Genomic DNA, 26,340 nt, shown 5'->3' with positions numbered 1-26,340 from the left:
CCTTGGTTAATTACTGCTGAGGGAGTTGTTGTAAATCGTTTAAGGGCAACGTGTTTTTTATATCAGCAAGTGGTTGGCTATTTGGTAATAGCAATGTTGGCGCTATTTCTAATAGTGGATACACAACAAATTCTCGCTCTGTTAAGCCATAATGCGGCACAGTCAAACGAGGTGTATCAATTACTTGGTCGCCAAATAAAAGAATATCAATATCAAGAGTTCGCGGGCCCCAGCGTTGCTCTTTTCGAACACGACCGTGCTTAAGTTCTATACTTTGTGTTAAATCGAGTAGTTGTTCTGGGGCTAGCTTTGTTTTTATGCATACTACAGCATTAACATAATCAGGCTGGTCTTGTGGACCCATAGGTTTACTCGCGTAATCATGAGAGGCACTTATAAACTCGATATCTGAGTGTGCTTTTAACTCAGTGATAGCGCGGTGTATTTGTTCTCGTGGTGCATTTAAGTTAGCACCTAAACCTAAGTAAACTTGATTCATCATTGCTCTGTTTTTTTCTTACGTGGACGGCGGCGACGTTTTGGACCACCTTGATGACCAAGCGCTTTGACCATTTCTTTTTGGCCATTAATGTCTTGTCCTAAATAGTTTGTCCACCAGTTAGCAAGCTCTTGAAGTTCAGTTTCACCTGCTTGAACACGTAATAGTAAAAAGTCATATGCAGCTTTAAAACGTGGTTGTTGAGTTAGTCGGTAAGCACGTTGTCCACCCCGTTTATCAAGGCGTTGTTGAATATGCCAAATATCGCGTGCACCGAGCGTGAAGCGTTTTGGTACAGCTACATGCTGGGCGTTTTCACTCAGTACTTTGTTCATCGCTTGTGCAAATGCATCATACTCTGACAGTTGATCGCGCTGTTGTAATTTTTTAGCAATGCTCAGTAATGGGAACCACAGCAAGGCAGCAAAAATAAAGGCCGGCGTGACTTTTTTATCTGCATTAATACGTTTATCGGTGTTTTTAAACATTTGCAGGATAAACGCATGTTCAAGGCCATTAGGATTGGCATCTAAGATTTTATCAAGTGCTGGAAACAGTGCTTTAAATAAACCATATTGGCGTAGCATAATGAAGTTTTCTTCAGCTTTGCCATTTAAGAATAGCTTGAGTGACTCTTCAAATAAACGCGCTGGTGGAATGTGGTCTAATAAATTAGCCAGTCCTGCAATAGGTTTTTCGGTTGCAGGCGCAATACTCATCCCTAATTTAGTGGCGAAGCGAACAGCGCGCAGCATACGTACAGGGTCTTCTCTGTAGCGTGTTTCTGGGTCGCCAATTAACTCAATTTGCTTCGCTTTAATTGCGCTAATACCATTGGCGTAATCATAAATACAAAAATCATTAATTGAGTAGTAGAGGGCATTGATAGAAAAGTCGCGGCGCTCGGCGTCTTCTTCAATGCTCCCGTACACATTATCACGCAGCAGTTGGCCATGTTCGCTTGATTGACTAATTTGATTTTTAACTTCGTCGGCTTCGTGGTGTCCACGCATGGTTGCGACTTCGATAATCTCACGACCAAATACTATATGCGCCAAACGGAAGCGTCGGCCAATCAGTCTGCAATTTCGAAACAGTTTTTTGATTTGCTCAGGTGTTGCGTTGGTTACTACGTCAAAATCTTTTGGTTGTTGACCTAACAATATATCTCGAATACAACCACCTACAAGGTAAGCATCAAAGCCACCTTCTTTTAAGCGGTACAATACTTTGATTGCATTTGGGCTAAATTGTTTACGTGAAATCCCATGTTCACTACGTTCGATCACCAAAGGCAATTCGCTGGCTTGTACGGCATTGTGTGTGTCAGTGGCATTTGGGCCAATAATTTGCCGACAAAATTGAAAAAGCTTGGAAATAATAATCTGTCTCCTACGACATGGTCTTTGCAACTCATCAAGTATAGCGTTTGTTTTTTCACTTCGTCGGTGTGAGATTGACGTGTAATCAGTGTGTTTAAAATGGCGCTAAATTAAGGTGCTGATGAATCGCACACTTTGGGTCGCTATCATATACCAGCGTGGCATAAAAATTAAGTTACTCGACCTTTTAAATTGGCAATTTATTTTGTGATGGATTGAAATTTACTAAAAGATGAATGTGGATCCTCACTTACTTGAATCTCTTTTACTTTGGGAACACATTCAAGATGGTAGGCCGCAACAGCCCATTTTAGCATTTCTTCGACCGTTGCAGACAAAAGAGCAGCTTCGGGGTTTAAGCCTAAAAAGCGAAAGGCATCAAAAAGCGCAGGCTTAGGTGCTGTTTTTGAAATGGCAGGGGCATAATTTTGTTTTGATAATTTAAAGCCCGGCTTTGCCACTGCTAAGGGTAGGTGAGCGTATTGTGGTGCTGTTTGGTTAAGTTGTTTAAATAAACTAAGTTGTCGTGCCGTGGGTTCTAATAAGTCGGCACCACGCACAACATGACTAATATTTTGAGCAATATCATCGACCACAACAACTAGTTGATAAGCAAATAAACCGTCACTACGCTTGATAAGGTAATCTTCTTTGGCTAAAGCTTGGTCAACTTCTACCTTTCCCTGAATGAGATCGCTGTAGTGGCTAGTGGCAAATTGCTGGGATAATCGAAGTGCCGAATTTACGAAGGAATGACCTTTTAACTTACACTGGCCTTGGTATATACCACCCATTGCTTTAACTTGTTTGCGGGTACAATGGCAAGCATAAACTAAACCTTGAGCAATAAGTTGCTCCAAGACGGATTGATATTCTTGTAGGCGGTTAGTTTGGTAGATGACACGTTCATCCCAATGCAGACCATAAGCTTCTAATGTACGTAAAATATCATCACTAGCGCCAGGGACAACACGTGTTGTGTCAATATCTTCAATACGAACTAACCATTTACCCTGATTAACTTTCGCATCAAGAAAACTTCCCACAGCCGCTATTAATGAGCCAAAGTGTAAGGGCCCAGACGGGGATGGCGCAAAACGGCCACGATATATACGCGATTGCGTATTAACGGCTGTGGTAGACATGGGTTAATTTAAAAAATAATTAACCGCGGCCTGATTGTTTTTCTTTTATTTCTGCAAGTGTTTTGCAGTCAACACATAGATCAGCAGTTGGACGTGCTTCTAAACGACGAATGCCAATCTCGATACCACATGATTCACAGAAACCAAAGTCATCTTCTTTGATTAATTGAATTGTTTTTTCAATTTTCTTGATCAGTTTACGCTCACGGTCACGAGTACGAAGCTCTAATGAAAATTCTTCTTCTTGTGCAGCGCGATCAACTGGATCTGGAAAGTTAGCAGCTTCATCTTGCATGTGCGATTTAGTACGGTCTACTTCGTTACGTAAATCGTTACGCCAAGCTTCTAAAATTTTTTTGAAATGAGCACGTTGTGCATCATTCATATACTCTTCACCTGGCTGTTCCTGATACGGCTCTAACCCGGCCTGAGCCAATAACCCTAGTCTTTTTTGGTCTGGCATAACTTTCTCCTAAATCCTTAATATATTGCCCAGCGTTAGCCGGCGGCTATAAATAGCAGAAACGACAGGTTGAGGCAAATTTATTTTTAATTAATCCTGTGTGCCTAAACCAAGAAGTGAATGAAAAAGTAATTACTTGGTTTGATTAACGCTTGCTGCTAGTCAATTTTTTATAAACTTGCCTAGTAATATGGGCAAAAAAAAATAATACAACTTAAAAACTATGTTCGTTTAAAAACTTCTTTGGTGTTGTTTGATACCAGCGCTTAAATGCTCTTTGTAGCGCGCTTTGTTCTGAAAAGCCTAACTTATTGCTGACTTCAAGCACTGAAAAACCTTGTAATAGCATTTGTTTTGCGTGCTGCTTCCTTTGTATGTCAATTATCTTTGAAAAGCTTAATTGTTGGTGAGTTAAGTAACGTTGTAAGGTGCGCTTTTTAAAGCCAAGTTGATGTGCTGCTTGTTCAACTGTTGGAATATAGGGAAATTGGCTGGCGATAAATGCATTTAATTCGTTAATGTAATCAGTATGCGGGGTAACGTCACCTGCTTGAGAGAGTAAAATCTGCTCAAGTTCTGGGTTAGGAGACAGTAAAGGGCTGCTAAGAAGTTTCTCATCAAAAATCAGGCAGTTTATGGCAGCATTAAACTCGATAGGGCAATTAAAAGTATGTTGATAAGTTTGCATACACAAAGGTGAAGGAGGCTTTCTGGTAAGCTGTACCTTTTCGAGTGCAAGCTCTGCGTTTTGCTGGCAGCAATGCTTAGCAAAGGATAACCAGCTACTGAATAACTCATCAACCATGTAGTGGTTTATTGTCTCTTTTGCATGCCAGCTAAGTCGACATTGTTGGTTTTCATGTACTAATTCAATATGACCTATATTTCTCACTAAAGAATTTAGCTTTTGCGCGTGCTGTAGTGCTTTTTCAAGGTTTTGACTGACAAGTGCAACATGACCAAGTAATCCCCAATTTTGTGCCTTCAGAGATTGGCCAAATAACAGGCCAATATGCTCTTTACTAAGCTGAGTATCTGCAAAGCACATTAACGATTCATAGTCAGAAACAGGGAACCGATAGCAAGTATCATCTAAATAATGAGCTCGCTCTGCCAGTAATGAGTTTAGCTTTTCTGATTCAAGTCCTTGACGCTGAAGAAAATAGAACAACGAGCGAATTATTTGACTACTGACATAAAACATAGGGTTTCATTTTTTATTATTAGAAATATTAAGCTGCATGAGTTGGCGCGCAAAGTCAATATATTGCGTAGAGAGTCAAGATTTAGTGAATTAATTAAGGCAAGCTGGTCAATGGATACAATAACCATAATAAGGATGCACAATGAAACTCCACCCTTTAGTATTCAGTATTGCCGCAGCATTACTCACTGTAGGCTGCAATTCTGATAGCAATAATGATGTTACAGAACCACCTGTCACGACAACCCCAGAACCTGAAGAGGTCGTAAAGGTTGCTATTCCGAACTTTGCCGAAAATAGTGTACTTGAGGCCAATATCCGTTGGACAAGTTACGGTGTGCCGCATATTACGGCAACAAATCTTGAGAGCTTGGCATTTGGTAGTGGCTATGCATATGCCAAAGATCATGCTTGTTTATTGATGGATCAAATCATTAAAACTCGCGGCGAACGTGCCAAATATTATGGCCCTGACCAAGTCGCAGGTAGCGGCGACTCTAAACACTTAATTTCTGATTTTGGTTACAAAGCATTAGGGGTTAATGAATACGCATTACAGCATTATGGTGAGCTGGATGAAACCAGCCGTGCTCACTTTGAGGGATTTGTGCAAGGCTTTAATAAATATGTCAATGACACAGGGGCTGCGAATCTAGCGCCTGAATGTGCGTCAGCACCTTGGGTGATAAGCTTAACCGCACAAGATATGCTGGCATATTCAATGGCAACTGTGCAGTTGGCAAGTTCAGCAAACTTTTTAGAGCTCGCATTTTTTGCAAATCCTGGTGACGGTGATGAGTATTTACCTGTGCCAAGTAGCAATGCGCCAAATGCTGTTTCCAGTTTGGTTAAAAATGTCAATCAACAAGCAAAGCAATTTAAATTAGACAAAAAATTTAAGCATTTAGGTTCTAATGGTTGGGGTTTGGGTAAAGAGATGATGGCCAATGGCAAAGGTGGATTATTAGCAAACCCTCACTTTCCCCATGAAGGAAATCTACGTTTTTGGCAGTCACATTTAACTGTACCCGGTGCAATGAATGTGATGGGAGGGAGTTTGCAGGGTATGCCGGGGGTGATTAATATCGGTTTTAATGAACATGTTGCATGGACACATACCTTCTCAACAGCACGTCACTTTTTAATTTATCAACTGGCATTAAATGAAGATGATCGTATGAGTTACCGTGTTGAAGATGAGCAGCATACGATAACCAGTAAAACAATTTCAGTTGAGGTTGCCATTGGCCCCAACACGACCATTGAGCTTCAAAAACCATTTTATTATAGCCACCATGGTTTGATGTTGGAAACACCCGCCGCTAATGGTTTAGGCTGGAATGATAGCCAAGCATTTACGATTAAAGATGCGAATGAATTTAACATGGATGTGGTTGCTCAGTGGTCTGCGCTTAATCAGGCGGTGAGTCTTGATGATATGAAAGAGTCGTTCGCTAAGTTTGACGGAGTGTCATTCAACAACACCATGGCGGCAGATAAAGCTGGGAATGTATTTTATGTGGATGACAGTACCGTTCTCAAATTAGATGACACAGCCAATTTAGCGATCCGTCTGCAACCTGAACTTGTGGCCTTAAGAGAATCAACTGGATTTGATTTAGTGCCTGGAAATATGAAGCTATTTGAAAGTCAGGGTAAGGTGCCATTTACCGAAGCTCCTCAGCTTACCCGCACCGACTATGTGCAAAATTCAAATGATAGTTATTGGGTTACAAACCTAAACGAGCCACTTGTTGGCTTTGCGGCTCAGTATGGTGACGTTCATAAACCACTCTCATTACGTACGCGGATGGGTCTAAAACTATTGCAAGATGGAGGTGGCGAAGATGCTAAGTTCACTCTTGATGAATTAGAGCAAGCACTGATAGGCAACCGTATTTATTTAGGCGAACTTGTATTTGCAGATCTTGCTATGCAGTGTCAGGCACAAGGTGATGTACCTGTACAGATTACAAGCGATGTTGCGGTTGATGTAAGCCCTGCTTGCGATATTTTATCGAACTGGAATGGGGCTATGAATTTAGAGACTCAGGGGGCAGCATTAATTCGTGAATTTGCTCACTTGTTTAATCCGTCTGCTCATTTATACACTAATTTTGATGTTACAGACCCTGCAAATACTCCCCATACTTTACGCCAAGACAAAGTTGCATTAAAAGTATTGGCGCACGCGATGCTTAATTTACAGTCAAATGGTATCTCATTAACAGATACTTTAGCGGATTTGCAGTTTGTCGAAAAATCATTGGCTGGTGGTCATGCTTCGGGTGAACAATTGCCATGGGCTGGGCCGATGCATGTTGAAGGAGGGTTCAATGTCTTTCGGTTTGATAGAAGTAATCTAACTCGTTCTACATTAATTCCTTATGCAGACTATCAAACATTACCTGATGCAATAACGGGTAAGCCTTTGGCTTCTAATTTATCATCACAAGGTTACCCAGTGAACTATGGTTCAAGTTGGATGTTTGTGATGAACTTTACTGAAGATGGGCCGGTTGCAAAAGGATTACTGACTATGTCGCAAAGTTCTGACTCACGTTCAGAGCATTTTGATGATCAAAGTCGTTATTATTCGCAAACGGCCAAGTTGAGGCCTCTATTTTACAAAGAGGCTGATATTGCACTTAACTTAATTGATGAAATAGATATTTCAATGACTAAGCAATAAATGGAACTTGCTCGGTCAGTGTAATAGCACTGGCCGAGATATCAGCTTTATAAGCATACACCTCAACACCGCAATCAATGGCTTGTGTTAATAACGAACAATACGTTTCATCAATATGCTTGGCACCACTGACTTGGCTAATTCCTTCGTGTAGCACAGCAAAAAGTAATACGGCGCGGTGCCCTTGTTGCACCATTTCGATAAGTTCTCTGATATGTTTTTGGCCACGAACTGTTTGCGCATCGGGAAAATAGCCTTGTCCTGATTGGGGGTTATCTTCACTTAGTAATGTCACCGATTTTACTTCAACGTAGCAATTTGCTTTGTCATTAGCGGTGAGTAAAAAATCGATACGACTGTTCTCTTGCCCATATTTTACTTCAGTTTGAATTGTGCTGTAGTCGCAAAGCTCTTTTATTACATTATGTGTTAATGCTTCATGCACCACTTGATTGGCTATTGCGGTATTAACGCAAATTAACTGTTCGAAATGATTTTTAGTAAGCTGTAAAGAGTGTGGGTACTTTCGTTTTTTGTTATCACTGGTTGAGTAATAAGCGCTAAATCCAGGCTCAGCACAACCAGTCATCTTTCCTGTATTGGCACAGTGGGCGGTAAATTGCTCGCCAGTTTCTAGCTCAAGATCCGCTAAAAAACGTTTATAGCGTTTGAGCAATTTAGCAGATTGTAAAGGTGGTAAAAAATGCATAATTTTGTTTTGATTAAACGCGTTCGTTCATTGTAAATGAATAGCGACATAGAATGCACCCTTAGTCTGTTTAGTAAAGGTTATTTATCGCAAGCGGTTGGGATGTCGCGTTCGCTGTAGTAAACTCGATAAACAATTTTCAGCGCAAAGAGTATTCTAACATGTCGGAAAAATTTTTAGTTCAACTTAGCGAGCAGGGTGCTGCCGCGCATTGGGGTGAAAAAGCCTCTCTTTCTTTTACTGAACAAGGCGCAACCGTTCATTTAACTGAGCAAGATACACTTAAAAACGTACAAAAAGCAGCGCGTACGTTAGCGAATCAAGGCTTAAAGAATGTTGCTCTAACGGGTGATGTTTGGTGCACTGAAACACAATGGGCTTTTTATCAAGGCTTTGTATCGCCAAAAAATTTAGATGCAGTTGAGTTTGCCGAAAACGCAAAAACAGATAGCAATGAACTGGCTGCATTAACTAAATCAGCGACATGGGCTCGCCAAATGATCAACGGTACTGCCGATGATATTTTTCCTGAAAGCTTGGCAGGTAAAGCGGCTGAGTTTATTCAGTCATTAGCGCCTGAGCACGTTAGTTATCAAATCATTAAAGGTGATGCACTTTTAGAACATCAATGGATAGGTATTCACGCTGTAGGTCGTGGTAGTGAGCGTCCACCTGTATTATTAGAGCTAGATTACAACCCAACGGGCGACGACAATGCCCCTGTTGATGCTGCTCTTGTGGGTAAAGGGATCACATTCGATTCGGGTGGTTATTCAATTAAAGCAAGCGAAGGCATGCTTGGTATGAAGTGCGATATGGGCGGTGCGGCGACGGTTACTGCTGGTTTAGCGCTTGCTATTAGTCGTGGTGTGAATAAACGCATTAAGCTGTTTTTATGTTGTGCTGAAAACTTAATTTCAGGTCATGCTTATAAATTAGGTGATATTCTTACTTATAAAAATGGCACAACAGTTGAAATTGTTAATACAGATGCTGAGGGGCGTTTAGTACTCGCTGATGGCTTAATGGCTGCGGGTGAAACTGGCGCACCATTAATCATTGATGCGGCAACGTTAACAGGGGCTGCACTTGTGGCTGTTGGTCAAGAGTACAATGCGTTATTTGGCCTTGATAAAGACTTTGTGCGTGAAGTACAAGATTTTGCAGAGCAAGAAATGGAAGCTGCATGGCCACTTCCTCTTGAAAAGTGGCACCAACAAAACTGCCCATCGCCTTATGCTGATACAGCAAATAGTCGCCCACAAAAAGGCGGCGGTTACGGCGGTGCGTCAAATGCTGCTGGTTTCTTATCGCGCTTTGTTCCTAACGATGGTAAAGGGTGGGTGCACATTGACCTTGCTGCAGCATTTAATATGGGCAGCACGAGTGAGTGGGCCGCGGGTGCTACAACGCAAGGTATGCGTACGGTTGCTAGAACGTTGCTTGAAAAAGCTTAATTGAGTACTACGCATAGTACATTACCAAAAGCGCCTTTATTAAGCGCTTTTTTGTTTTTTAATGTGATTTACAAACTGATACAAGATTTTTGGCATCATTTAGTATAAAATCTCGCCCCACATTTTCTCATCAGGTGGTTAGTTTAAATTTCATTAACTACACTTGAATGATCAATTCACACTGGGGTCTCTATTTATGTCAGATAAGTGCTATATCACTGCGCAGCAGTTACTTGAAGATTCGTTTCGCGTTGCTGCAAAAGTTTATGAAGATGGTTTTCGTCCTGATTTCATCATTGGTATTTGGCGTGGTGGTGCTCCTATCGGTATCGCAGTACAAGAGTACTATGATTACAAAGGCATAGAGACAGATCATATTGCTGTGCGTACATCGTCTTATTACGGTATTAATCAGCAGTCAAAAGAAATTAAAGTACATGGTTTGCATTACATCATCGAAAATGCCAACGCAGATGATTCGTTGTTGATTGTTGATGATGTATTTGACTCTGGACGTAGTATTTTCGCTTTAAAAGAAAAACTTTCTGAATTAATGCGCTTGAATCTGCCACGCGATATTCGTGTTGCTTGCCCATATTACAAGCCTAAAAACTCAAAAGTAGATATGGTGCCTGAGTATTATATTCATGAGTCTGATGAGTGGTTAGTTTTCCCTCATGAGCTATCAGGTTTAACGCCAGATGAAATTATTGAAGGCAAGTCAGACTTAGCAAATATCCAAGACTTATTATTAAATAAGTAAATTGCTACTTAAATAAAGTGAGTATGTAGGCACATACTCACAATTGTGAAAAGCTATCAACATAGTTGCTTAGCTTTTCTATATCAACAACCTTAAGTCCTTGGTTGCTTCTTACTATCAATCCTTTTTCTACCAGCTCTGTCACTACGCGGCGATAAGCGCGTTCAGTGGTTGCGAAACGTTCAGCCTCTGCATTAACCGTTGGGTAGGCACGTAGCAGTGTTGGATTATTATTCTCAGCCCTTAATAAACAGTCTTTTGCTATGTTGTAGCTCAGTGGCAATAGGAGTTTATCGAGATTAATTTTCTGATTCTCTTGAAACTTAGCGGCGATAGTTTGTGCTGTGTACAAGCTGAGTTCTGGCTTTTCTAGTAACAGTGAGCGCCAATGTTTTAGCTCGATTAAGTTATAACTTACATCGCTAAAGCAGGTCACGGTGTAAATACAAGGTAAGTTATTTAGTGCCTCGATCTCGCCAATTAAGGTGTTATTACAATCAAGCTGGCCGAGTAATAGTCTACGCCCATTACCCACGTCATAACTGAGCGACACCGTTCCACTTCTGACTAACACGAGTTTAGACAGTGGTTGATCTTGATGGATCAGCACTTCTTTTTTTGCTTGTTGGTATCGACTTCCTGCAAAAGTAAGTAATTGCTCAACTAGATAACTTGAAAAATGATATTGAAACATTAACGCCGCTCTTCGGACAATTGTCCTATTTATTACACCTTAATGACGCTAGCATTAAGATTCTAAGAATTCACGCTAACTTGCTAGCGAGGCCATGCCTTGCTTGTACCTTCATTTCCCGTGTTAATGATTTTAAGCAAAGTATTTACTGTGCTTTATAAGGTTTTTAGTAAGTTAGCTTTTTTATTTTCATTGTTAAAGTAGCAATGAGTAAGTCAAAAAAAATGACAAGCTCTAATGCTAACCTAAAGCCTAGGAGAGAACAATTGAGTTGGGAATATTTAGGCTATTTAGCGTCTGCCTTGTTGGTCGCTTCTTTAACAATGAGTGATGTGGTTAAGCTGCGTTGGTTTAATTTGGCTGGATGTATTGCATTTACTTGTTACGGTATAGCGATTGATGCCATTCCTGTTGCATTCACAAATGGACTTCTGACGTTTGTAAATATCTACCATATTATTAAATTAAAGCGTCAGTCATCGACTGACGCTAAATAGTGACCATTTAGTTTTCTTGTTGATATTTTAGTTCGCCACCAATCCATGTTTGCTTAACCTTGATGTCATGAATCTGTGATACCGGAACAGTAAAGTAGTCTTTGTTTATTAAAATAAAGTCAGCCCATTTACCTTGTTCTAAACTGCCTAATTTAAACTCTTGATGAGCAGCATAAGCGCCGCCTAAAGTGAACGCTCGTAAAGCTTCATCTCTCGATAATAGTTCTTTTGGTCGCCAACCACCTTTTGGTAACTGGTTGTGATCCATGCGAGTAATGGCTGAATATAAACCATCGAATGGGTCAGCTAGTTCTACAGGAAAGTCAGAGCCCGCAGCCACAATTGAGCCTTGATCTAAAAATGTTTTCCAAGCATACGCACCGGCAAGCTGTTTATCGGTCAAGCGTTGTTCAGCCATATGCATATCAGACGTGGCATGCACAGGTTGCATTGAGGGAATGATTTTTAGTGATTTGAAGCGAACAATATCGTCGGGCGTAACAATCTGCGCATGCTCAATACGGTTACGTAATAAAATTCCACCAGATTTTTTAAACACTTTTTCGTAGGCATCTAATACGATATGGTTCGCTTTATCACCAATAGCATGGGTGTTCGCACTAAAACCACTTTCAAAACTTAAGGTGAAAAGCTGTTCGAGTTTTTGTTGTGTTTCAAGCATTAAGCCATGATAATTTTTACGATCAGCATATTCATCAATTAATGCAGCACCACGGCTCCCTAGCGCACCATCGGCGTATACTTTTACGCTTCTAATTGACATGTAGTCATGCATATCTTTATAGCGACCCGCTTTTAACATGGTGTCTAGTTTCGGGTCGCTTGCGCTTAACATAGCAACAATTCTCAGCGGTAGAGTGCCTTGCTCTGCACGTTCTTTGTAAACTTGCCACGTATCATAATCAATACCCGCATCGTGGGTTGATGTAATGCCTAAGCTAAGCAAATGTTTACCTGCATTATCTAAAGCAGTATTAATGCTAGCGTGGCTTGCTTTTGGTACATGCTGAGTTATTAGTGTTTCGGCTTTATCAATGAAGACACCTGAAGCTAGTCCTGAATCCAGTTTTAATATTTCACCACCGGCAGGAGAGCGAGTGTCTTTTTCGATACCAGCAAGTGCCATGGCTTTCGAATTAACCCACACTGCATGGCCATCAACTCGAGACAGTACCACAGGCTTATCTTTTACATAGCGGTCTAAGTCTGCTGCCGTAGGAAATTGTGCGCCTGGCCATTGCTCTTGGTTCCAGCCACGACCAATGATCCAGCCTTGTTTATCTTTCGCAAATTCTGCGAGCTTCTTTCCGACCTCATCAACTGATCGGGTATTTCTAACATCCAGTTGCGATAGGTTGTTACCAAGGCCAATAACATGGCCATGGGCATCAATAAGGCCGGGTAGCAAAGTCGCCTGCTCACCATCAAAGGCTGTTGCATCAGGATAACTGGCTTTTAAGGAGTCATTACCTGTTTTGACCACCTTGCCATCTTTGATGACCAATGTTGAAAACTGTTTGGTATCCCCTTTATAGGTCGGTGTGTAGCCATTGACGTTATAGATAACCGTTGTGTTTGCAAAACAGGATAGTGATGCTGATGCGAGTAAGCCGATGATGAATTTCATAATTGTCTTGTTTTTATTGATTTATAAAAACAGTATCAGAGTTGTCATAAACTGCAACTACTTGAACAAAAATGACAGGGGAAGGGTGCTTGGCACACCCTTAATTTATTTGCTAGCGTAAACTTCAAACTCTGCAAGTGATAACTTGTTATCTTTGTCTTTATCGTAACTTTGAAAACGAGACCAAAGTGCTGGGTCTCGTGCTGATTCAGAGCGACTTAAGTAGCCGTCATCATTGCGATCAAGTTGTTTAAACTTCTCACCAATACTGCCAGAGGCTAAGCTCATAGTACTAAAAAGAAAACATGAAACTAAGCTGGTGATGGTTAATCTTGTCATTGTTTGTTAGCTCTTACTTGTTAAATAATTTTTAAACTCAAGGAGTGATATGCGCTTGTCATTATCTGTATCCCACTGACTTATACGCTTTTTAAGATGAGGCTGAGGCGTAAGTTCGTCAGGGCTTAAATAGCCATCTTTATTCTTGTCGAGATGATTAAAACGTTGTTTTACATCTAATGCAAAGCTATTAAAGCTAAAAGTCATAAGGATTAGTGAAATAACTGAGACTATTTTCATACTGCGCTCCTTGTTAGTGAAAGTGCTTGCCATAATTTAATTCCCAAAATTAAATCCGTTTACACACTCCCTCAGGGATTATGGCAAACACTTTAAGTCGTTAAAGTTTGAATTTCTCAAACTCTTGCTCTGATAAAACCTGATCGTCATTTTTATCTAGATCAGCAAATTGCTTCAGTAAGTCATCATGTTGTGTGGCTTCTGTAAGCGAAATTTCACCATCGGCATTCGTATCAAATTTAGCGAAACGTACATCCATTTGTGATGCTAAAACGGTTGCGCTGATCACTAAAAACATCAGCGAGAAAGCGGCAATAAGTTGTTTCATTACAATCTCCTATTGAACAAACAATTGAAATTCTGAAAAAGAAATTTGGCCATCTTGATTCGTATCAATTTGTGAAAAGTTGTCGTGTAACAACGCGTCTTCCGATGCCTCTGATTCACTTAAAGTGCCGTTACTGTCTTTGTCCAGTTCTTTAAAAGAATCATTTAAGTTAAGGGCATACGTGGTTGTTGAAATACAACACACAAGCGTCAGCATAGTAATGGCCAATTTCTTCATTTTAATTCCTAAGAAAATTAATTATTTACTCTAATACAAAAACAATGCCAAAGTTAAAAGTTGTTGATTATCATGTTGTTATGTGTTTTTTAGCGTGTGTCGGTAGAAATTCTTACATGGTTTTGTGTCTTTTTTGCAACGGGAAAATAAATTTTTAAATTTAACCTTTTAAAATCAGTTGTTTAGTTTGTCTCCAAATTGCAACGATATTGATTTTTTAGTGAAAATAGTGCTGAATTTCAGATAAAATTCAGCCAGTGTATAACTTAACTCATAGATAATTTATACCTGTCACACCTTGAAGGAAACCTATGCAAAGGCAAGCTAGCAGTAAGTTCAAACATCTACTCGATTGGCGTCCCAATTTAATCGGGCAATTTGTGTTTAGTACTCTTTTATCATTATTGCCTTTATCTTTGGTTGTGATCCTATTTTTAAATGCGCTCAACAAGCAGCTTGCTGTCACACAAAAAATAGTGAGCGATAACTACTTAGTAACCAAAACATTTAATAGTCTTAAGCAGGACCTAAATAGCCTTGAGAGAGCAACAAGGCAAAACTGGGTGTTGAAAAGTGAATCACTTGACACCTTAATTGCAAATAAATGGCAGTCATCTTTGCAAAGCATTGATGAGCTAATTTTTTTGAGTCCCTCACCTGATTACGTTAACCAATGGCAGCAGCTAGCCGATGTGTTGAGCTTTGCTCAGCAACACTTGGTACATGAACAAAAACAAGATGGTGAGCTGTTTGCACCAGCCAGTAAACTGATTGCAGAGCAAACAGTGTGGCTACGTGATCAGAATGAATTACGCATCACGAAAAACCAACAACACTTAAAAACCTTACAAGCGTCATTTATAAATTGGCTATTGGCATTGATCCCTATTACTTTGCTGGTGAGTGGCGGGTTTTTATGGCGGATCAGTGGGCGTTTACGCGAATTGACATCTGTTATCGATAAACTGGGACAAGGTCATTGGCAACAAAATATTTCTGTTAAAGGTTCTTCTGAGCTTATTGAGTTAGGCAATAAGTTACAATGGGTACAAGCACAACTTCATATGCTTGAGCAGCAAAAAGATACATTCTTACGCCATGTTACACATGAATTAAAAACCCCATTGGCTTCTATGGTTGAAGGAACAGATCTCCTCGCTGATGAAATTGTGGGGCCTATCAATGCAGAGCAGCAAGCTGTATTAGAGCTTATTACACAAAGTATGGCGCGGTTACGCATTATGATTGAAAGCCTTTTAAATTATAATGCAATTCGCACCAGTAAGGAGAGCATCACCGAATTAGACTTTTCGGTGATGATGGGCAAAATAGAGCGACATTTTGAACATCGCCTAATAGCGCGAGATCAATCGTTGCTTTGGTTAAATGAATTACCTAGCCGCTCTCTTTATATTTCAACGGAATTATTAGAAATGATTTTAGTGCAGCTTATTTCCAACGCATTAAAATTTTCACCAGAAAAAGAAGCAGTTACCATTAAGGTGACATTTAAACACAGTAAGCTTATGGTGTCGGTGAGCGATCTTGGCATTGGTGTTGATGAATCCGAAAAAATGTCTATTTTTGGTGCATTTTATCAAGGTAAAAATGCCAAAAGCCAAGCTGAGATGGGCAGTGGCTTAGGACTTACTATTGTGAAAGAAACAGTTGAACAACTAAACGGTGAGCTAAAGCTCGAAGACAATGACCCCCATGGCTGCTGTTTTACCGTAATATTACCAATTCAATTAACCCAGGGAGTTAACTGATATGGGCTTAGCTAATAAAGCCAGTTTTATGATGATTGCTGCACTAATGCTCTCGGGCTGTTCGTTGCTAGAAACTAAGCCCGTAACAGAACAAGCGCAGCAAGTAGTTAATAAAAAACATGTAACACCCGAAGAGGGAGAGCCTAATCCCAAGCCGCGTCCGAAAAGTGAGCCGATGTATCCACCTGCAAATATTGTTATTGCTTGGCATGCCCAGCAATGTGGAGGCTATAAGAGCACACATAAAAAAGTAAGTTATGTAGGTGAAAAAGAAATCAAAGCGTTGTTTAAATCACTGTGTCTAGAGAGCGAAGCAAGTCCAGAAAAAACGTTGGCTTTACTAGACAAAACAGATCAAGCTTACTATTGGCCAGATGATATAAAGCAGTACCTTTGGCTTCAAAAGCAAAGTGTTAAGCAGCATTTAAAAGCGAAACAAGCAAAGCAAGCATTAACCGAAAAAATGGAAAAAACATTGTCGTCACTGGCTACGATTGAGCAGCAACTTCTTCTTCGCGAAGAGACTAAGGAGCAGTAAGTATGAATGAAGTAAGTAAACCTCGCGTGTTACTAGTGGATGATGACGCGAGTTTATTAAAGCTGTTAGCAATAAGAATCGAGTCTAAAGGCTATCAAGTGAGTACTGCTGAAAGTGGCATTGTGGCTCTTCAAGAACTTAAAAATAAAACCTACGACGCGGTAATTACCGATTTAAGAATGGACGAAATGGACGGAATGGCGCTGCATCGTCAGTTGCAAAGCCGCTACCCATCTATGCCTGTCATCATGATGACAGCGCATGGTTCGATTCCAGATGCAGTCGAGGCGACAAAGCAGGGAATTTTTGCATTTATCACAAAGCCTGTTGATAAAGATGAGTTATTTGACAGCTTAGCAAAAGCAATAGAGATCCATGGAGTGCATGGGGAGGAAGCGCCAACTCAAACCAATATCGTGACGCGAAGCGGGGCGATGCTGCATTTACTTGAACAGGTTAAGCTACTGGGGCCGACACAGGTTAACGTACTCATATCTGGTGCCAGTGGCACAGGTAAAGAACTACTTGCGCAAGCAATCCATCAGCATAGTCACGTTAGTGACGGTCCATTCGTGGCGATTAACTGCGGTGCAGTACCCGGTGAGCTACTAGAGTCGGAATTATTCGGGCATAAAAAAGGCGCGTTTACAGGGGCTGTGAAAGATCATCAAGGTTTATTTCAGCAAGCACAAGGCGGCACACTGTTTTTAGATGAAATTGGTGATATGCCACTGAACTTACAAGTGAAGTTATTACGCGTATTACAAGAGAAAACGATTCGCCCTGTTGGCTTCCAAGAAGAAATTCCAATTGATGTCAGAGTTGTATCTGCCACCCATAAAAACCTTCCCGAAGCGATAAATAACCAACAATTTAGGGAAGATCTTTATTATCGATTGAACGTTGTTAATTTAAAGCTACCACCTCTTTGTGAACGCCGTGAAGATATAAGTTTGTTGGCACAGCATTTTGCAGGGCAGATAGCAAAGCGCATGAATCAAGACGAAAAACGCTTTGCAAGCGATGCGATGCATGCGCTAGTGAGGTATGATTGGCCAGGTAATATTCGCCAACTACAAAACGTGATTGAACAAGTTGTTGCCTTGACACCAGGCGGAGTTATTTCTGCTCAACTGGTGGAGTCTGCACTCAATAGTAATGTAAGTATTGCGGAACCACTTTCGCTGAATGATGCGAAAAAAGAGTTTGAACGAGATTATCTAATCAATACCTTAAAGATGGCAGCCGGCAATGTCGCAGAGGCCGCTAAGCTTGCAAAACGGAACCGTTCAGATTTTTATAAGTTAATAAAAAAACACAACATTAATGTCGAAAACTTAATGTAGAGCTAGCATAAGGAAAATTCATGTCGCTTTTTTTAGTCTACCTTGGTGGACGTATTCAAGGTTGCCACATAGAAATGCATGATGTGCGATTTGTTGTGGGAAGTACGATTGAACAAACATACTCAAAATTAAAAGCACAGTGGGTCGGTGATAAAAACAATGTGCACATGGATAGTTACATGCAAATCCAGCACATTGATGGATACAAGGTCGAGGTTGTTGAAGAAGCGCATTCACAACCTGAAAAATTATACTTTGTGAATCTAGGTGCCTATCGTGCTGATAGGTTGGCAGAGCAGCATGATTTTGCACTTTATGTTGCACGCAGCAGTGAAGAAGCTAAACAACGTGCAAAAGAGTCTTTACTTGCAGGGTTAAGCCATCTCCATAAGGATGATTTACACGATGTCGATGATTGTTTCGCGATTGACTTGCTCGATAGTAACTTATCAATCAAATTAACCCCAAGCGGACAATCACAAGCAATGAAACCGGATTGGTTTGGTTATCACGTTTTATAAACTAATCTTGATTATCGCTTTTACTAGCAATTTTAAAGGCGATAATCACTAGGCCAAATAAAGCAAAAGGCAATGCCGCAAGTAAATACTCTACTGTATGATTGTCTTGATAATTTGGCTGAAGTAAGAAGTGTCCTACGACACAAAGCAGAATAGCGACGAATAAAACAGGTAGTAAGATCAGTTCTTTTTTTGGAGAGTGTTTTTTCATAACAAAGCGTCACATTGCAAAGGTGCGCTATTGTAATGAGCTAAGATTGATTAGGTCAAATAACTTGGTGACTTATATTGCGCTGCATCAATTTTTTTATTGGCCGCTTTTTTTACTGGCTTTTTAGGTTTTACTGGTTTGTCGGCTGTATCATTGCAATTATACAGTCCCATAATAAATTCTATTTCCTCGCGTTGTAATCCAGACTGCATGATACCCCCCTTAATGTCGAATTTGCCATTTATACGACAAATACTAAGCAGTTGAAGCTGAATTATCGGTGAATAATGCGTCATTAAACTGTAATCATATGTAACACAAATTTGCTTATTTAATAGGCAGCTCCACAGTAAACACAACACCCGTACCATCATCTAAATTTTCAGCGGCTACTTTACCATGATGGTAATCGCAAATAAGCCTTACAATATAAAGACCTAAGCCTAAGTGAGGCTGCTGTTGATGTTGCTGACTTCTCACCGAGACCATTGAGTCGAAAATGTGTTCAACTAAACCGTCAGGTAGCAGAGGTCCTTGGTTGCTAATTTTTAATAATGCATGTTGCTCTTGCTTGATTAAGCTAACGGAAATTGTGCTTTGTGGAGTTTTAAACTCAAGTGCATTGTTGATGAGCTTATCAAGCAATTGGGCAATAAACTCTGGTGCGCCACTGACATTTAACGGCTCTTTACAAAGCGACAAGGTAAATAGACTTTCACCGTAGGTTATTTGATAGCCTTGCATGCAGCCGGTGATCACCTTGGTCAGATCAAATTCTTCAGCTTCGGCGCTTTGAATACTTTGTTCAAGACGCGTTGCTTCGCTCATGGTGGTAATAATTTTACCCAACCGCTCAACCCCTTCACTGGCACGGTCGAGATATTTTTGACTTAGTTCAGATTGTGGCTGCATTTGTAAGTTTTCAAGTGATGAGCGAACAACAGCCACAGGCGTGCGTAGTTCATGGGAAAGTCGTGATGACATATTTTCTAAGTAATCAGTATAACCACTTAAACGACTAACAATGTTGGCAAAGCTACGAGAAAGGTCACCAATTTCATCATTCGAATCGGCATAGGTTATTTTGCCGGTGATCCGCCCTTGGGCATCAATGGCTTGTTCGGCATTATCACGCAGGCGGCGAATACGGCTGGAAATTCGTGACGCAAAAAAGAACAGTGTCACGGTGCCAACAAGCATTACCGCTAAAATGACATTAAATAGCTTCTCTAGTGACTTATTACGCAGAGTGCGCACGCCATTGGTGGTTTCTTCTGCGATTACTGCACCAATCACTTTATCTTGGATCCAAATAGGGTAGGCGGCAGATAAAATAACGGCTTTGTTATCTGGGGTTAAACGCCATGATGATGCGGGTTTACCATTTAAAGCACTGGCTATGTGAGTGCCTTGCATCGCGGCGACATCATGTAAGGTATCAATAAATTCATTTTCTGGGCGAGTTAATATTTTATAGTAAAGAGGATGCAAATAATCTTGCTCAAAGCGTTGCCACCACGTTGTTGCAGGCGCATCTTTAAGGCCATCTGCCCAAACGCCATCAGCATGATGAATTGAGCCTGATTGCGCAAGTACACGATGATGGTTATCTACGACCCATATTCGACTACCACTGTGACCCATGCCTTTCAAAATACGGTTAATTTCTGGTGACGGCACTAAAACTGAGCCGATATCATTGGGGTTTTGTAGGTTTGAGGTCGACATAAGCTGAGGCTCAGCTTTGCCTTCATCCCAATCTTCAATCGCAAAACCGAGCTTATTACCTAACATCGAAAGCGGAAAACGCAGCTCTATGTTGTAACCCGCGTTGGTGCTTTTAAAATAGCCTTGAATTTTAGTGACCGGCTCTTGTGTCGAAGCATCAAAGGCATTAACCCAACCATCTTGGCGGGCAGCCACCACATAACGTTTAAATTCACCTTCGGGTGTTTTTAACATGATCTGTAAGTGATCATTACGGGTAAAGCTGAGCACATTTTTAGCGCGATACACCAGTGAGCTGTCAGTGACTTTAAATGCCGCATAAAGGTAGTTTTCGTATTTGCCTACCATGTGATCAAAACTTAGATCACTATCTTGATGATCATTATTTAACCCCTGTAAGTAGCGCTTGTCGTAATGCCAAAATAAGCTTTGATAAGGCTGCCACTCCGACAGTTTGCCATCAAGTTGAATCGGATTATTTAGGTTGTAAGCATATAAATCTCGGCCTTTTACCACTTGATCTAAAAAGTTGGTTTGTGAGTCAAACAAAGCGGGGCGCTCATGTAATGCGGTAGCGAGTGCGCGGGTTGTGCCCACTAAGGTTTTTTCTTGCCCTTGTCTTAAGAACTTTTCCATTTCCCATACATACTCATAGCCAAGCCAAGGCAATAAAAATAAAAAGCAGGATAAGAAAATAAACTTTGTTCTAAGCCCCAAACGCAGCATTAAGCTTGCTCCCAGCGATAACCCATACCGTAAACGGTATCAATGCAATCAAATGCATCATCTAAAGCAATAAACTTTTTACGAATGCGTTTTACGTGCGAAGTAATGGTGCTGTCATCAACATAAATTTTTGCATCACTCATTAATTCGTTGCGGCTTTTTACATGGCCTGGACGCTGCGCAAGTGAATGCACCATCCAAAATTCTGTCACAGTTAAATCAACCAGTTGCTCTTGCCAAAAAACCTGCATGCGCTGGGTATCTAACTTTAACGGGCCGCGATGTAAAAGAGCGGTTTGATCGGCGGGTTGATCGAAGGCATCAAGGCGTCTAAACAATGCGCCAATGCGAGCAGCAAGATGCGCCATACTGATGTCTTTGGTTAAGTAGTCGTCTGCTCCCATGCGCAGGCCACACACGGTATCAATTTCGCTATCGCGGGCGGTTAAAAATATAATCGGTAAGGTTTTAGAAAGGCTGCGTAGAGTTTGGCAAAGTAAAAAACCACCATCTACTTCATGGCCAAGGCCAATATCAACAATGGCTAAATCTGGTAAAGATTGATTAAATGCCAGTTCAGCACTGGCTCTGTCAGCAAAGCCTACAACCTGATAGCCCTGAGTGCTGAGCATTTCTGTGTAGTTTTCGCGGATTGCTGTTTCATCTTCAACGATTGCTATTTTCTTCATTGTTAATACTTACTTAAATTCTTTCTACAGCGAACTATACCTAATTTTTTGCCTTGCGTACTGGCAAAAATGCGATTGCCATTTTTCTGCCACAATTGCTCAGCAGTTTGCCTTTTTTGATCCCCTTTATTGCCATTTCGATTTGTTTTAATAGCTCCATACCAAGTTCGCAACACCAACCAATGTTGCCAAGCAATTAAGTACAAAAAGGATTAAACCATGAAAAAATTAATTATTGCCGCTGTCATTACCACTGCTTTATCAACAACACAGTATGCGGTTGCTGCAAATCAAACAAAGCAAGATACACCAAAAGAAACAGCGATAGGCCTTAGTGCTGGTGCCGTTGTTGGCGGCTTAGTAGGTGGTCCAATTGGCGCGTTTGTGGGGGCATTTGCAGGCGGCTTAATTGGTGAAAAAGAAGCGGCAGAAAACACCATTGATGAACAAGCTCACGCATTAGTCGTAATGAAAGAGCAAACCGCTGATTACCAACAAGTGATTGCTGATAACGCCGCCCTAAGTGAGCAGCTTGAATTATTAGCGGATGAAAAAGAGCAGTTATTGCAAGCCCAGCTTAATACTTTACTAGCCATGACGGTGCAGTTTAAAACTGGCTCTAGTGAAATTGCCCCGCACTTTGCTAATCAACTCGACAAAGTAGCTCAGTTACTGATTGCCCAGCCAAATCTGGCTATCGACTTAAATGGCTTTGCAGATCAGCGCGGTGATGAGTTGGCTAATTTAATGCTTTCAAAGCAGCGTGTAAATGCCGTGCAAAGCTACTTAATTAAACAAGGCGTGCCGCATACCCGCTTAACCGCAACCGCCTTTGGTGAGCAGCAAAGTGTTGCTGATTCAAATAACTACGAAGACAACATCTTTGACCGCCGCGTAACATTGACGACGCGCCCTGTGACACAAAGTAGTTTGCGTACAGCGCAAAGTAACCACTAATTCATCGGTCGATGGAGTGACTAATTATGTTGAGTAAACGCACCAAAAGGCTCATGTATATGAGCCTTTTTATCCTGCTGTTAGGTTATGCTGTTAACCCTGTGTTCGCTGCTAATGCCAGTGCCGAACTGCGTTTTTATGATGACTCAAATAGCCAAGTGTCGTCGGGGTTACTAATGAAAAACGATGTCACTATGACACTCACGGGGCTGATTAATCATGTTGTTGTTAAACAGCGTTATCAAAACCCGCATCCATTTGCGGTCAATGCTCGCTATGTGTTTCCGTTACCTGATGAAAGTGCTGTGCATGCCATGCAAATGCAAATAGGTGAGCGCATTATCACAGGCAATATTGCCCTTAAGCAGCAGGCTGAACAGCAATTTGAGCAAGCTCAAAAGCAGGGTAAACGCGCCGCTTTAGTGCGTCAGCAACGTGCTAATATTTTCTCTACTGATGTGGCAAATCTTGGAGCTGGTGAAGAAATTGAAATTACTTTGCAATACCAAGAGATCATCGGCTTTCGTGATGGTGTGTTTTCGTTGCGTTTTCCGACCACTATTACGCCGCGCTACGAACCTTTAACGGCAGAATTACAGCAAAAAACGTATCTAGAAAAAAAAGACACAGAACAACAGAGTGAACCAGCGGCTAATAAAGCGCAAGTGGCATCAGCGTGGCTAAAACCTGTTTTTCACCATGCTAAAAGCCAAGAGTCTGATGCGAGCCTAAACCTTGCTATTTCGATGGATATTGGCCTAGAGCTTAGTTACATCAACGCCAACTTAGATGGTATGCAAGTCGATAACCCAAGTTTTGGCCGTTATCAATTATCGCTTAATCGTGACATTCCGATGGATAGAGACTTTGAGCTAACATTTAAGCCCCATGATAAAGCTCACTCACAGGCTGCATTTTTTACCGAAACAGTCGCAGGGCAAAAGTATGGCTTATTAATGCTAGTGCCGCCAAGCGATCACTTTACCTCGCAAGCACGGCTGCCTCGCGAAATGGTGTTTGTTGTTGATACTTCAGGTTCAATGCATGGTCAATCTATGGAGCAGGCAAGGCAGGCCTTGTTTTATGCCTTATCGTTACTGGATGAAAACGACAGCTTTAATATCATAGGTTTTGATAACGAAGTCTCGCTATTAAGTGACACGCCGATGATTGCTAATGATTTTAATATTCGCCGCGCTGAGCGCTTTATTTATGGTTTACAAGCCGATGGTGGCACCGAAATCGCAAAAGCACTGACGCAGGTACTTGATGGTAAACAGCATGATGGCTTTGTACGCCAAGTGGTATTTTTAACCGATGGCAGTGTGGGTAACGAAACGCAGTTATTTAAGCAAATTCAATCTGACTTAGGTGACAGCAGGCTTTTTACTGTGGGTATTGGCAGTGCGCCTAATAGCTTTTTTATGACAAGAGCGGCTGATATTGGCCGTGGTACTTTCACTTTTATTAGTAGCACCAGCCAAGTACAGCCAAAAATGCAGCTGCTTTTTGATAAGCTGGCACATCCTGCTGTTACAGAGCTTGCTCTTGAAGGCGATAAAGCAGCACTTGAATACTGGCCATCGCCATTACCTGACTTGTATTTTTCAGAGCCGGTTTTGGTTGCCATAAAGCTTGATGGCAGTCAGCACTTAACGTTAAAAGGGCAAACAAACTCAGGACCCATGACCATTAACTTAGCAACGGCCAATGCCGCAAACGGCGAAGGTATCGCTAGGCTCTGGGCAAGACAAAAAATTAAATCGCTGTTGCTTTATAACGAAAAACAAACGGTACGAGCAGAAGTCGAAGCATTGGCACTTCAGCACAATTTACTTAGCCCATTTACAGCCTTTATTGCAGTTGATAACTACGCGGGTAATGAGATTGCAGAGCGTTCAATGCAAGTACGAAACAAACTCCCTAACGGCATGGCGCTACCGCAAACCGACGGACAAAGCCGAGTGTTTATGCTACTTGGGTTGTTGCTGCTTACATTCTCATGGTTATGGCAATGGCGACGCTAAAAAAAGCGCTGCCAGTTTGCAGCGCCTTACTTGGCATCGCATTGTTTGTTAATGGTGGCTATATGCAGGCGAAAGCTTGGCTGGCACAGGCGCTAATTGAGTCAGCTTGGCAGCAAGCTTTGCAAAGTCCTAATGAGCAAGTGAGGCCATGGTTTTACGCCGATGGTTATGTCACCGCACACATAAATTGGCCAAGCCAGCAGCAAGAGTTAACAGTACTTGCTGGTGCATCGGGGCGAAACCTTGCGTTTGCCCCCGGGCACTTTTTACCAAGTGGAGAGCTTGGCAGTACAAAAGGGGTGTTGATTGCGGGCCATAACGACACCCACTTTGCATTTTTAAAACATGTCGCAGTAGGTGAGCAATTCTCTATGCAGTTGCAAAATGGCCAGATTGAACACTATCAAGTTCGCAGCATTGATGTTATTCATCAAAGCGAACAGGGCTTTTTAGCGCAATCAGGCCTTTATTTATTAACCTGTTACCCTTTTGACTCGTTAGCGTCAGGCACTGAGTTTAGGCTATTGGTATCGGCTGATAAATTATCGTCGTCTACTTCAACTTTGAGCTCTTGATGACGTTGGCTAACAATAACACCTGCAAATACCACTGCAATACTCACCCATTGCCAAACAGTCAGCACCTCGCCTAGTAGAATGGCTGACAAAATTAACGCAAAAATTGGAATAAGATTAGAGTAGGCGGCAGCGGTTAACACCGACACTTTACTGATGGCGTAATTGTACATGCCATAGCCACCTAACGTGACACATGAGCCTAAATATAAAATGCTCATTAGGGCACTTAAATCGTGCTGATTTTCGCTCGGTAGTTCGATGAAAAATAAAAAAGGCGCAAAGAACAAACTACCACTAAACCCTTGAATTGCAATTAAGGTAAGCGGCGAGTAACGAGCGACTAAGTGTTTTACACTCACGGTATAAAATGCCGCGCACACCATCGCCATCAATTCTAAAAAGTTACCAAGCAAAGGGTTAGGGGCTTGCTCAGTGCTTGGTGATAATAGCGTTAATAAAATACTGCCACCAATACATAAGGTAAAACCAACGACAATGGCTTTACTGATGTACTCTTTTAATATTAAGAACGCCAAAATAGCAACGATAATTGGTAAACAAGAGACAATAACCCCAGCTTGCGATGCTGACGTGTACTCTAGGGCATGCCCCTCAAATAAATAATAAAAGCAAGGCTCAGCCAGTGACATCCCAATTAAATACTTCCAGTCACCTTGTTTAAACTCAAAGCGGATCACATATCGCCATAAACATAAGCAAATCAGTAATGTGGTTAGCATTCTTAAAAAAATCACTAACACAGGGTCGTAAATATTGATTGCGTGCTTTAACGCAATGTAAGAGCTACCCCATAAAAAGGTCGCGATAATTAAGCATATACTGGCTGGCATAGGTGTCGATATTGAGTAAAAAACGAGAGCGTGATCCTAGCATGAATTTTTTTTACTTGTTCAAAAACTGTTAACTGGTATATATAAATTCCCTATTATTTA

At 41.2% G+C, this 26,340-nt stretch carries 28 protein-coding genes; 11 read left to right on the top strand and 17 right to left on the bottom strand.

Features of this window, described 5'->3' with window-relative positions; all coding sequences use genetic code 11:
* Window positions 1-10 precede the first annotated feature (10 nt).
* The 5 genes from folK to LY624_RS13345 form a co-directional block, all read right to left on the bottom strand.
* Window positions 11-499 carry a 2-amino-4-hydroxy-6-hydroxymethyldihydropteridine diphosphokinase gene (gene folK / locus LY624_RS13365; protein ID WP_130149644.1) on the bottom strand — a complete coding sequence of 163 codons (489 nt, stop codon included), beginning with the start codon at window positions 497-499 and terminating at the stop codon, window positions 11-13.
* A complete protein-coding gene (gene pcnB / locus LY624_RS13360; RefSeq protein ID WP_130149567.1) occupies window positions 499-1,788 on the bottom strand; it encodes a polynucleotide adenylyltransferase PcnB in 1,290 nt (429 codons plus the stop codon). Before pcnB ends, folK begins: the two co-directional genes overlap by 1 nt.
* Before the next feature lie 293 nt (window positions 1,789-2,081).
* A complete protein-coding gene (gluQRS, locus tag LY624_RS13355; protein WP_130149568.1) occupies window positions 2,082-3,026 on the bottom strand; it encodes a tRNA glutamyl-Q(34) synthetase GluQRS in 945 nt (314 codons plus the stop codon).
* Between the two features lie 19 nt (window positions 3,027-3,045).
* Window positions 3,046-3,489 (bottom strand): RNA polymerase-binding protein DksA, encoded by a 444-nt coding sequence (gene dksA / locus LY624_RS13350; protein WP_062569522.1) that lies wholly within the window; start codon window positions 3,487-3,489, stop codon window positions 3,046-3,048.
* A 214-nt stretch (window positions 3,490-3,703) separates the two neighbouring features.
* Window positions 3,704-4,693, bottom strand: coding sequence for an AraC family transcriptional regulator (locus tag LY624_RS13345; protein ID WP_130149569.1), 990 nt, complete (start codon window positions 4,691-4,693; stop codon window positions 3,704-3,706).
* Window positions 4,694-4,835: 142 nt separating this feature from the next.
* On the opposite strand from LY624_RS13345, the gene LY624_RS13340 reads away from it, so the two are divergent.
* Window positions 4,836-7,385 carry a penicillin acylase family protein gene (locus LY624_RS13340; protein ID WP_130149570.1) on the top strand — a complete coding sequence of 850 codons (2,550 nt, stop codon included), beginning with the start codon at window positions 4,836-4,838 and terminating at the stop codon, window positions 7,383-7,385.
* On the opposite strand, the gene sfsA is transcribed toward LY624_RS13340, so the two are convergent.
* On the bottom strand, window positions 7,375-8,094 hold the full coding sequence (sfsA, locus tag LY624_RS13335) for a DNA/RNA nuclease SfsA (RefSeq protein ID WP_341803190.1): 720 nt from the start codon (window positions 8,092-8,094) through the stop codon (window positions 7,375-7,377). The genes LY624_RS13340 and sfsA overlap by 11 nt on opposite strands.
* Window positions 8,095-8,255: 161 nt before the next feature.
* Between sfsA and pepB the strand changes: the two genes are divergently transcribed.
* Window positions 8,256-9,551 (top strand): aminopeptidase PepB, encoded by a 1,296-nt coding sequence (gene pepB / locus LY624_RS13330; protein WP_193987735.1) that lies wholly within the window; start codon window positions 8,256-8,258, stop codon window positions 9,549-9,551.
* A 196-nt stretch (window positions 9,552-9,747) separates the two neighbouring features.
* Complete coding sequence (locus LY624_RS13325) at window positions 9,748-10,314, top strand: phosphoribosyltransferase (protein ID WP_130149573.1); 567 nt, start codon at window positions 9,748-9,750, stop codon at window positions 10,312-10,314.
* Window positions 10,315-10,351: 37 nt separating this feature from the next.
* Here the strand turns inward: LY624_RS13325 and LY624_RS13320 are convergent, their stop codons facing one another.
* Entirely contained in the window at window positions 10,352-11,008 is a 657-nt protein-coding gene (locus LY624_RS13320) for a Crp/Fnr family transcriptional regulator (RefSeq protein ID WP_062569528.1), read from the bottom strand.
* A gap of 266 nt (window positions 11,009-11,274) precedes the next feature.
* On the opposite strand from LY624_RS13320, the gene LY624_RS13315 reads away from it, so the two are divergent.
* A complete protein-coding gene (locus tag LY624_RS13315; protein ID WP_062570023.1) occupies window positions 11,275-11,505 on the top strand; it encodes a YgjV family protein in 231 nt (76 codons plus the stop codon).
* A gap of 7 nt (window positions 11,506-11,512) precedes the next feature.
* Here LY624_RS13315 and LY624_RS13310 read toward each other — a convergent pair whose 3' ends face one another.
* From LY624_RS13310 to LY624_RS13290, 5 genes are all read right to left on the bottom strand, one after another.
* On the bottom strand, window positions 11,513-13,153 hold the full coding sequence (locus LY624_RS13310) for an amidohydrolase (protein WP_341803189.1): 1,641 nt from the start codon (window positions 13,151-13,153) through the stop codon (window positions 11,513-11,515).
* A 105-nt stretch (window positions 13,154-13,258) separates the two neighbouring features.
* The gene (locus tag LY624_RS13305) at window positions 13,259-13,492 is read right to left on the bottom strand and encodes an EF-hand domain-containing protein (RefSeq protein ID WP_062569530.1); all 234 of its coding nucleotides are present in this window, start codon (window positions 13,490-13,492) and stop codon (window positions 13,259-13,261) included.
* A gap of 6 nt (window positions 13,493-13,498) precedes the next feature.
* Window positions 13,499-13,732, bottom strand: a complete 234-nt coding sequence (locus tag LY624_RS13300) for an EF-hand domain-containing protein (RefSeq protein ID WP_130149575.1) — start codon at window positions 13,730-13,732, stop codon at window positions 13,499-13,501.
* Window positions 13,733-13,832: 100 nt separating this feature from the next.
* A complete protein-coding gene (locus LY624_RS13295; RefSeq protein WP_130149576.1) occupies window positions 13,833-14,060 on the bottom strand; it encodes a hypothetical protein in 228 nt (75 codons plus the stop codon).
* A 9-nt stretch (window positions 14,061-14,069) separates the two neighbouring features.
* Entirely contained in the window at window positions 14,070-14,297 is a 228-nt protein-coding gene (locus LY624_RS13290) for an EF-hand domain-containing protein (protein ID WP_130149577.1), read from the bottom strand.
* Window positions 14,298-14,608: 311 nt separating this feature from the next.
* Here LY624_RS13290 and LY624_RS13285 point away from each other — a divergent pair, with 311 nt between their 5' ends.
* The 4 genes from LY624_RS13285 to LY624_RS13270 are packed head-to-tail and all read left to right on the top strand — an operon-like array spanning window position 14,609 to window position 18,471.
* On the top strand, window positions 14,609-16,066 hold the full coding sequence (locus LY624_RS13285) for a sensor histidine kinase (protein ID WP_341803188.1): 1,458 nt from the start codon (window positions 14,609-14,611) through the stop codon (window positions 16,064-16,066).
* Window position 16,067: 1 nt separating this feature from the next.
* Window positions 16,068-16,604 carry a hypothetical protein gene (locus LY624_RS13280; protein ID WP_130149579.1) on the top strand — a complete coding sequence of 179 codons (537 nt, stop codon included), beginning with the start codon at window positions 16,068-16,070 and terminating at the stop codon, window positions 16,602-16,604.
* A 2-nt stretch (window positions 16,605-16,606) separates the two neighbouring features.
* Window positions 16,607-17,950: a sigma 54-interacting transcriptional regulator gene (locus LY624_RS13275; protein ID WP_193987730.1), complete on the top strand. Its 1,344-nt coding sequence runs from the start codon at window positions 16,607-16,609 to the stop codon at window positions 17,948-17,950.
* Between the two features lie 20 nt (window positions 17,951-17,970).
* Complete coding sequence (locus LY624_RS13270; RefSeq protein ID WP_341803187.1) at window positions 17,971-18,471, top strand: DUF1543 domain-containing protein; 501 nt, start codon at window positions 17,971-17,973, stop codon at window positions 18,469-18,471.
* A 1-nt stretch (window position 18,472) separates the two neighbouring features.
* On the opposite strand, the gene LY624_RS13265 is transcribed toward LY624_RS13270, so the two are convergent.
* The 4 genes from LY624_RS13265 to pdsR all read right to left on the bottom strand — a co-directional run bounded on the left by LY624_RS13265 (window position 18,473) and on the right by pdsR (window position 21,825).
* Window positions 18,473-18,682: a hypothetical protein gene (locus LY624_RS13265; RefSeq protein ID WP_062569538.1), complete on the bottom strand. Its 210-nt coding sequence runs from the start codon at window positions 18,680-18,682 to the stop codon at window positions 18,473-18,475.
* A 50-nt stretch (window positions 18,683-18,732) separates the two neighbouring features.
* Window positions 18,733-18,894, bottom strand: coding sequence for a hypothetical protein (locus tag LY624_RS13260; protein ID WP_157066206.1), 162 nt, complete (start codon window positions 18,892-18,894; stop codon window positions 18,733-18,735).
* A 115-nt stretch (window positions 18,895-19,009) separates the two neighbouring features.
* Window positions 19,010-21,136 (bottom strand): proteobacterial dedicated sortase system histidine kinase, encoded by a 2,127-nt coding sequence (pdsS, locus tag LY624_RS13255; RefSeq protein ID WP_341803186.1) that lies wholly within the window; start codon window positions 21,134-21,136, stop codon window positions 19,010-19,012.
* Entirely contained in the window at window positions 21,136-21,825 is a 690-nt protein-coding gene (pdsR, locus tag LY624_RS13250; protein WP_341803185.1) for a proteobacterial dedicated sortase system response regulator, read from the bottom strand. Before pdsR ends, pdsS begins: the two co-directional genes overlap by 1 nt.
* 219 nt (window positions 21,826-22,044) lie before the next feature.
* Here pdsR and pdsO point away from each other — a divergent pair, with 219 nt between their 5' ends.
* The 3 genes from pdsO to LY624_RS13235 are packed head-to-tail and all read left to right on the top strand — an operon-like array spanning window position 22,045 to window position 25,384.
* Window positions 22,045-22,782: a sortase-associated OmpA-like protein PdsO gene (gene pdsO / locus LY624_RS13245; protein ID WP_062569541.1), complete on the top strand. Its 738-nt coding sequence runs from the start codon at window positions 22,045-22,047 to the stop codon at window positions 22,780-22,782.
* 26 nt (window positions 22,783-22,808) lie between these two features.
* Entirely contained in the window at window positions 22,809-24,809 is a 2,001-nt protein-coding gene (locus LY624_RS13240; RefSeq protein ID WP_341803184.1) for a marine proteobacterial sortase target protein, read from the top strand.
* On the top strand, window positions 24,797-25,384 hold the full coding sequence (locus LY624_RS13235) for a class GN sortase (protein WP_341803182.1): 588 nt from the start codon (window positions 24,797-24,799) through the stop codon (window positions 25,382-25,384). The genes LY624_RS13240 and LY624_RS13235 overlap by 13 nt, the downstream gene beginning before the upstream one ends.
* Here LY624_RS13235 and LY624_RS13230 read toward each other — a convergent pair.
* Complete coding sequence (locus LY624_RS13230) at window positions 25,291-26,238, bottom strand: DMT family transporter (protein WP_341803181.1); 948 nt, start codon at window positions 26,236-26,238, stop codon at window positions 25,291-25,293. The genes LY624_RS13235 and LY624_RS13230 overlap by 94 nt on opposite strands.
* Window positions 26,239-26,340: the final 102 nt, after the last annotated feature.

It is taken from the genome of Pseudoalteromonas sp. N1230-9, assembly GCF_032716425.1.
GTDB lineage: Bacteria > Pseudomonadota > Gammaproteobacteria > Enterobacterales > Alteromonadaceae > Pseudoalteromonas.
Note: the sequence above shows the minus strand (reverse complement) of the source record. Positions and strands in the feature narration are given on the sequence as shown.

Excerpts from the sequence above, each read along its gene's own strand:
- folK (WP_130149644.1), bottom strand. The coding sequence starts at position 499 with ATGAATCAAGTTTACTTAGGTTTAGGTGCTAACTTAAATGCACCACGA.
- gluQRS (WP_130149568.1), bottom strand. The coding sequence starts at position 3,026 with ATGTCTACCACAGCCGTTAATACGCAATCGCGTATATATCGTGGCCGT.
- dksA (WP_062569522.1), bottom strand. The coding sequence starts at position 3,489 with ATGCCAGACCAAAAAAGACTAGGGTTATTGGCTCAGGCCGGGTTAGAG.
- LY624_RS13345 (WP_130149569.1), bottom strand. The coding sequence starts at position 4,693 with ATGTTTTATGTCAGTAGTCAAATAATTCGCTCGTTGTTCTATTTTCTT.
- LY624_RS13340 (WP_130149570.1), top strand. The coding sequence starts at position 4,836 with ATGAAACTCCACCCTTTAGTATTCAGTATTGCCGCAGCATTACTCACT.
- sfsA (WP_341803190.1), bottom strand. The coding sequence starts at position 8,094 with ATGCATTTTTTACCACCTTTACAATCTGCTAAATTGCTCAAACGCTAT.
- pepB (WP_193987735.1), top strand. The coding sequence starts at position 8,256 with ATGTCGGAAAAATTTTTAGTTCAACTTAGCGAGCAGGGTGCTGCCGCG.
- LY624_RS13325 (WP_130149573.1), top strand. The coding sequence starts at position 9,748 with ATGTCAGATAAGTGCTATATCACTGCGCAGCAGTTACTTGAAGATTCG.
- LY624_RS13320 (WP_062569528.1), bottom strand. The coding sequence starts at position 11,008 with ATGTTTCAATATCATTTTTCAAGTTATCTAGTTGAGCAATTACTTACT.
- LY624_RS13310 (WP_341803189.1), bottom strand. The coding sequence starts at position 13,153 with ATGAAATTCATCATCGGCTTACTCGCATCAGCATCACTATCCTGTTTT.
- LY624_RS13305 (WP_062569530.1), bottom strand. The coding sequence starts at position 13,492 with ATGACAAGATTAACCATCACCAGCTTAGTTTCATGTTTTCTTTTTAGT.
- LY624_RS13300 (WP_130149575.1), bottom strand. The coding sequence starts at position 13,732 with ATGAAAATAGTCTCAGTTATTTCACTAATCCTTATGACTTTTAGCTTT.
- LY624_RS13295 (WP_130149576.1), bottom strand. The coding sequence starts at position 14,060 with ATGAAACAACTTATTGCCGCTTTCTCGCTGATGTTTTTAGTGATCAGC.
- LY624_RS13290 (WP_130149577.1), bottom strand. The coding sequence starts at position 14,297 with ATGAAGAAATTGGCCATTACTATGCTGACGCTTGTGTGTTGTATTTCA.
- LY624_RS13285 (WP_341803188.1), top strand. The coding sequence starts at position 14,609 with ATGCAAAGGCAAGCTAGCAGTAAGTTCAAACATCTACTCGATTGGCGT.
- LY624_RS13280 (WP_130149579.1), top strand. The coding sequence starts at position 16,068 with ATGGGCTTAGCTAATAAAGCCAGTTTTATGATGATTGCTGCACTAATG.
- LY624_RS13275 (WP_193987730.1), top strand. The coding sequence starts at position 16,607 with ATGAATGAAGTAAGTAAACCTCGCGTGTTACTAGTGGATGATGACGCG.
- LY624_RS13270 (WP_341803187.1), top strand. The coding sequence starts at position 17,971 with ATGTCGCTTTTTTTAGTCTACCTTGGTGGACGTATTCAAGGTTGCCAC.
- LY624_RS13265 (WP_062569538.1), bottom strand. The coding sequence starts at position 18,682 with ATGAAAAAACACTCTCCAAAAAAAGAACTGATCTTACTACCTGTTTTA.
- LY624_RS13260 (WP_157066206.1), bottom strand. The coding sequence starts at position 18,894 with ATGCAGTCTGGATTACAACGCGAGGAAATAGAATTTATTATGGGACTG.
- pdsS (WP_341803186.1), bottom strand. The coding sequence starts at position 21,136 with ATGCTGCGTTTGGGGCTTAGAACAAAGTTTATTTTCTTATCCTGCTTT.
- pdsR (WP_341803185.1), bottom strand. The coding sequence starts at position 21,825 with ATGAAGAAAATAGCAATCGTTGAAGATGAAACAGCAATCCGCGAAAAC.
- pdsO (WP_062569541.1), top strand. The coding sequence starts at position 22,045 with ATGAAAAAATTAATTATTGCCGCTGTCATTACCACTGCTTTATCAACA.
- LY624_RS13240 (WP_341803184.1), top strand. The coding sequence starts at position 22,809 with ATGTTGAGTAAACGCACCAAAAGGCTCATGTATATGAGCCTTTTTATC.
- LY624_RS13235 (WP_341803182.1), top strand. The coding sequence starts at position 24,797 with ATGGCGACGCTAAAAAAAGCGCTGCCAGTTTGCAGCGCCTTACTTGGC.
- LY624_RS13230 (WP_341803181.1), bottom strand. The coding sequence starts at position 26,238 with ATGCCAGCCAGTATATGCTTAATTATCGCGACCTTTTTATGGGGTAGC.